The organism is Curtobacterium sp. MCLR17_044 (genome assembly GCF_003234435.1).
In the GTDB taxonomy this organism is placed as follows: Bacteria; Actinomycetota; Actinomycetes; order Actinomycetales; family Microbacteriaceae; genus Curtobacterium; species Curtobacterium flaccumfaciens.
In genome coordinates this window covers 1-5,547 of sequence record NZ_QKTC01000043.1, presented here as the reverse complement: position 1 = coordinate 5,547, position 5,547 = coordinate 1, and the positions used below count along the sequence as shown (strand labels likewise).

General features: G+C 55.5%; 3 rRNA genes. All 3 read left to right on the top strand.

What is annotated here, in order from left to right:
- The first annotated feature begins 188 nt into the window (after window positions 1-188).
- The 3 genes from DEJ04_RS18060 to rrf all read left to right on the top strand — a co-directional run bounded on the left by DEJ04_RS18060 (window position 189) and on the right by rrf (window position 5,540).
- Window positions 189-1,710, top strand: a 16S ribosomal RNA gene (locus DEJ04_RS18060).
- Between the two features lie 433 nt (window positions 1,711-2,143).
- Window positions 2,144-5,271 (top strand): 23S ribosomal RNA (locus DEJ04_RS18055).
- 152 nt (window positions 5,272-5,423) lie between these two features.
- Window positions 5,424-5,540: ribosomal RNA gene (gene rrf / locus DEJ04_RS18050) — 5S ribosomal RNA — on the top strand.
- Together the 16S, 23S and 5S rRNA genes form the textbook arrangement of a ribosomal RNA operon.
- Window positions 5,541-5,547 lie beyond the last annotated feature (7 nt).

Genomic DNA, 5,547 nt, shown 5'->3' with positions numbered 1-5,547 from the left:
AGTGCGTCTGGTCCTTGAGAACTCAACAGCGTGCACATTGTCAATGCCAATTTATTGATTGACCTCGTGCCTGGTCGGCTTGCTGACTGGGTCATGAAGCAATTCCTTTTGGATTGAAGATTGTCAGTAGACAGTCAACAGTCAGAATCAACTCGGTCTGATGCCTTCGGGTGTTGGGTCTGTATTTTTTTACGGAGAGTTTGATCCTGGCTCAGGACGAACGCTGGCGGCGTGCTTAACACATGCAAGTCGAACGATGATGCCCAGCTTGCTGGGTGGATTAGTGGCGAACGGGTGAGTAACACGTGAGTAACCTGCCCCTGACTCTGGGATAAGCGTTGGAAACGACGTCTAATACTGGATATGATCACTGGCCGCATGGTCTGGTGGTGGAAAGATTTTTTGGTTGGGGATGGACTCGCGGCCTATCAGCTTGTTGGTGAGGTAATGGCTCACCAAGGCGACGACGGGTAGCCGGCCTGAGAGGGTGACCGGCCACACTGGGACTGAGACACGGCCCAGACTCCTACGGGAGGCAGCAGTGGGGAATATTGCACAATGGGCGAAAGCCTGATGCAGCAACGCCGCGTGAGGGATGACGGCCTTCGGGTTGTAAACCTCTTTTAGTAGGGAAGAAGCGAAAGTGACGGTACCTGCAGAAAAAGCACCGGCTAACTACGTGCCAGCAGCCGCGGTAATACGTAGGGTGCAAGCGTTGTCCGGAATTATTGGGCGTAAAGAGCTCGTAGGCGGTTTGTCGCGTCTGCTGTGAAATCCCGAGGCTCAACCTCGGGCTTGCAGTGGGTACGGGCAGACTAGAGTGCGGTAGGGGAGATTGGAATTCCTGGTGTAGCGGTGGAATGCGCAGATATCAGGAGGAACACCGATGGCGAAGGCAGATCTCTGGGCCGTAACTGACGCTGAGGAGCGAAAGCATGGGGAGCGAACAGGATTAGATACCCTGGTAGTCCATGCCGTAAACGTTGGGCGCTAGATGTAGGGACCTTTCCACGGTTTCTGTGTCGTAGCTAACGCATTAAGCGCCCCGCCTGGGGAGTACGGCCGCAAGGCTAAAACTCAAAGGAATTGACGGGGGCCCGCACAAGCGGCGGAGCATGCGGATTAATTCGATGCAACGCGAAGAACCTTACCAAGGCTTGACATACACCGGAAACGGCCAGAGATGGTCGCCCCCTTGTGGTCGGTGTACAGGTGGTGCATGGTTGTCGTCAGCTCGTGTCGTGAGATGTTGGGTTAAGTCCCGCAACGAGCGCAACCCTCGTTCTATGTTGCCAGCGGGTTATGCCGGGGACTCATAGGAGACTGCCGGGGTCAACTCGGAGGAAGGTGGGGATGACGTCAAATCATCATGCCCCTTATGTCTTGGGCTTCACGCATGCTACAATGGCCGGTACAAAGGGCTGCGATACCGTAAGGTGGAGCGAATCCCAAAAAGCCGGTCTCAGTTCGGATTGAGGTCTGCAACTCGACCTCATGAAGTCGGAGTCGCTAGTAATCGCAGATCAGCAACGCTGCGGTGAATACGTTCCCGGGCCTTGTACACACCGCCCGTCAAGTCATGAAAGTCGGTAACACCCGAAGCCGGTGGCCTAACCCTTGTGGAAGGAGCCGTCGAAGGTGGGATCGGTGATTAGGACTAAGTCGTAACAAGGTAGCCGTACCGGAAGGTGCGGCTGGATCACCTCCTTTCTAAGGAGCATCTGGTCAGTGCTGGTCGCCCATCATGGGTGGTTGGTTGCTGGTCCAGGCGCCTGTTTCGGACCGAACGTGTCCGACGGGTAGCTCATGGGTGGAACATTGACAGTGCAGTTGGGAGTGATGCTTCCGACCTCAGTACGCTCTGCTTGCAGGGTTGGGACGGGTCGGGGGTGGAGCTGCTGGCTGGTGCACGTTGTTGGGTCCTGAGGGACCAGGCTTCCTACTGTCACGTGAGTGGTGGTGGGGGTTGGGCCTACGGGTCCTTCGTCGGGCCAGGGTGAACCTACCGTTGTGGTGGGGGAGTTCTGGTGCCGATCGTATGTTGAGAACTACACAGTGGACGCGAGCATCTTTGATTCGCGTCATCCATGACCAGCCTTCGGGCTGCTGATTGGTGACGTTGGATCGCAATTTTAATCTTTGTGGTCAAGTTTCTAAGAGCAAACGGTGGATGCCTTGGCATCTGGAGCCGATGAAGGACGTAGAAATCTGCGATAAGCCTCGGGGAGCTGATAATCGAGCCTCGATCCGAGGATTTCCGAATGGGGAAACCCCGCCAGGCGTTTTGCGACCTGGTGACTCCCGCCTGAATGTATAGGGCGGGTAGAGGGAACGTGGGGAAGTGAAACATCTCAGTACCCACAGGAAGAGAAAACAACATGTGATTCCGTGAGTAGTGGCGAGCGAAAGCGGATGAGGCTAAACCGATCATGTGTGATAGCCGGCGGGCGTTGCATGGTCGGGGTTGTGGGACACGTCACTCAGTTCTGCCGGACTGGGACGGTTACAGCGCATCATAGTCGAACCGGTTTGAAAGCCGGGCCGTAGTGGGTGCCAGCCCCGTAGACGAAATGGTGTTATGGCCGGATGTGTATCCCAAGTAGCACGGGGCCCGAGAAATCCCGTGTGAATCTGTCAGGACCACCTGATAAGCCTAAATACTCCCAGATGACCGATAGCGGACAAGTACCGTGAGGGAAAGGTGAAAAGTACCCCGGGAGGGGAGTGAAATAGTACCTGAAACCGTTTGCTTACAAACCGTCGGAGCCTCCTTAGTAGGGGTGACGGCGTGCCTTTTGAAGAATGAGCCTGCGAGTTAGTGATATGTGGCGAGGTTAACCCGTGAGGGGCAGCCGTAGCGAAAGCGAGTCTGAATAGGGCGTTTGAGTCGCATGTTCTAGACCCGAAGCGAAGTGATCTATCCATGGCCAGGTTGAAGCGACGGTAAGACGTCGTGGAGGACCGAACCCACTTCAGTTGAAAATGGAGGGGATGAGCTGTGGATAGGGGTGAAAGGCCAATCAAACTTCGTGATAGCTGGTTCTCTCCGAAATGCATTTAGGTGCAGCGTTGCGTGTTTCTCGCCGGAGGTAGAGCTACTGGATGGCCGATGGGCCTCAACAGGTTACTGACGTCAGCCAAACTCCGAATGCCGGTGAGTGAGAGCGCAGCAGTGAGACGGTGGGGGATAAGCTTCATCGTCGAGAGGGAAACAACCCAGACTACCAACTAAGGTCCCTAAGCGTGTGCTAAGTGGGAAAGGATGTGGAGTTGCACAGACAACCAGGAGGTTGGCTTAGAAGCAGCCACCCTTGAAAGAGTGCGTAATAGCTCACTGGTCAAGTGATTCCGCGCCGACAATGTAACGGGGCTCAAGCACACCACCGAAGTTGTAGATTTCGCACTATAGACAAGCCTTCGTGGTTCAGTCGTGCGGAGTGGTAGGAGAGCGTCGTGTGGCGAGTGAAGCGGCGGAGTGATCCAGCCGTGGACGCTACACGAGTGAGAATGCAGGCATGAGTAGCGAAAGACGGGTGAGAAACCCGTCCTCCGAAAGACCAAGGGTTCCAGGGCCAGGTTAATCCGCCCTGGGTAAGTCGGGACCTAAGGCGAGGCCGACAGGCGTAGTCGATGGACAACGGGTTGATATTCCCGTACCGGCGAACAACCGCCCAAGCTAATCCAGTGGTGCTAAGAGTCCTAACCCGGTACAACCGGATCCCTTCGGGGTGATGGTGGCCGGTCTAACGCTCGACCCCATGCTGGTGCGGTTAGCGTATGAACAGGTGTGACGCAGGAAGGTAGCTGAGCCAGGCGATGGTATCCGTAAGGTGAACCTGGTGTAAGGATGTAGGGCTGACGATAGGCAAATCCGTCGTCTGTGTGCCTGAGATCCGACGCGTACCCGTAAGGGGAAATCAGTGATCCTATGCTGCCGAGAAAAGCATCGACGCGAGGTTGCAGCCGCCCGTACCCGAAACCGACTCAGGTGGTCAGGTAGAGAATACCAAGGAGATCGAGAGAATCGTGGTTAAGGAACTCGGCAAAATGCCCCCGTAACTTCGGGAGAAGGGGGGCCGGACACGTGACCGGATTTACTCCGTGAGCGTTGAAGGCCGCAGAGACCAGTGGGAAGCGACTGTTTACTAAAAACACAGGTCCGTGCGAAGTCGCAAGACGATGTATACGGACTGACGCCTGCCCGGTGCTGGAAGGTTAAGAGGAAGGGTTAGCCTTTGGGCGAAGCTCTGAATTTAAGCCCCAGTAAACGGCGGTGGTAACTATAACCATCCTAAGGTAGCGAAATTCCTTGTCGGGTAAGTTCCGACCTGCACGAATGGCGTAACGACTTCCCAGCTGTCTCAACCGCGAACTCGGCGAAATTGCACTACGAGTAAAGATGCTCGTTACGCGCAGCAGGACGGAAAGACCCCGTGACCTTTACTACAGTTTGGTATTGGTGTTCGGAGTGGCTTGTGTAGGATAGGTGGGAGACTGTGAAGCGGGCACGCTAGTGTTCGTGGAGTCATTGTTGAAATACCACTCTGGTCACTTTGGATGTCTAACGTAGGACCCTGATCGGGTTCATGGACAGTGCCTGATGGGTAGTTTAACTGGGGCGGTTGCCTCCCAAAGAGTAACGGAGGCGCCCAAAGGTTCCCTCAACCTGGTTGGCAATCAGGTGGCGAGTGTAAGTGCACAAGGGAGCTTGACTGTGAGACTGACAGGTCGAGCAGGGACGAAAGTCGGGACTAGTGATCCGGCAGTGGCTTGTGGAAGCGCTGTCGCTCAACGGATAAAAGGTACCTCGGGGATAACAGGCTGATCTTGCCCAAGAGTCCATATCGACGGCATGGTTTGGCACCTCGATGTCGGCTCGTCGCATCCTGGGGCTGGAGTAGGTCCCAAGGGTTGGGCTGTTCGCCCATTAAAGCGGTACGCGAGCTGGGTTTAGAACGTCGTGAGACAGTTCGGTCCCTATCCGCTGCGCGCGTTGGAAATTTGAGAAGATCTATCCCTAGTACGAGAGGACCGGGATGGACGAACCTCTGGTGTGTCAGTTGTTCTGCCAAGGGCACCGCTGATTAGCTACGTTCGGACCGGATAACCGCTGAAAGCATCTAAGCGGGAAGCCGTCTTCGAGATGAGATTTCCATGCACCTTGAGTGTGAGAGGCTCCCAGCAGACTACTGGGTTGATAGGCCGGATGTGGAAGCGGGGACTAACGACCCGTGGAGCTGACCGGTACTAATAAGCCGAAGACTTGATAACACACTGATTTCCGTGCACTTGTTGCACGGGCTCGCGTCCACTTTGTGGTTCCCGACAGACGATCGGGAATCGAAACTGAATACACCGCTCTGCCCTCTTCACGGAGGGCAGCAGCTGGGACAGCTTTGAGACCAGATCATGGTCGAAGGTGTTCCGGTGGTCATAGCGAGAGGGAAACGCCCGGTCACATTCCGAACCCGGAAGCTAAGCCTCTCAGCGCCGATGGTACTGCAAGGGGGACCTTGTGGGAGAGTAGGACGCCGCCGGACTTAACGT